The sequence below is a fragment of the Paenibacillus sp. MAH-35 genome (assembly GCF_058135425.1).
In genome coordinates this window covers 1-627 of record NZ_JBYUPU010000109.1, presented here as the reverse complement: position 1 = coordinate 627, position 627 = coordinate 1, and the positions used below count along the sequence as shown (strand labels likewise).

The window sequence follows — 627 nt, the reverse complement described above, 5'->3', positions numbered from 1 at the left end:
TATACGTTCTCGAAACGGCTTCCTGCTACATCCCGTCCTCGGGCAAGCCATACCTTGTGATTCTCATTGCGCTCCGGAATGACGCGCGTTTCCGTAGAGAAATAACGCATCGTATAGCCGCATCTGCGGTATGGGCTCGTATTGGCCTTTGCGCCGTGAATGATCCGGCTGTCGTGCAGCGAGCATTCGCCCCGTTCCAGTTCAAAGTAGACCGCTTGCGAGTCGTCGATATTTTTGATCTGCGACCGGAACAAGTTTTTGCTCGAATCCACTTTCTCATATTCGGAAAACCCGTTGTTGTGAGTGCCGGGGATGACGCGCATGCAGCCGTTTTCTTTATTGCTGCGGTCAATCGCCAGCCAAACCGTGACGATTTTATCGAAGCTGCTCACGCGGCCTTTCCAGTAGGCGGAGTCTTCGTGCCATGGCGTAGCGCGTCCCACCACCGGTTCTTTGCTGATGAAATGGCTCGACCACAAGCCGATGTTCGGACCGATGATCGGTTCTACCAGATCCAGCACCTCGTCCGCCAGCAAAAACTCGAGCAGCCGCTCGTCACGAAAGTGGGGGGTATCCAGCTCATCCGACAGTTTTGCACCTTTCAGCTCCAGATGCTCTTCGAAAATG

At 54.2% G+C, this 627-nt stretch carries 1 protein-coding gene; it reads right to left on the bottom strand.

Going from position 1 to position 627, the window contains the following annotated elements:
* The coding region (locus tag AC3Y2E_RS34655) for a phytanoyl-CoA dioxygenase family protein (RefSeq protein ID WP_379217995.1) at window positions 1–627 on the bottom strand (627 nt) is incomplete at both ends.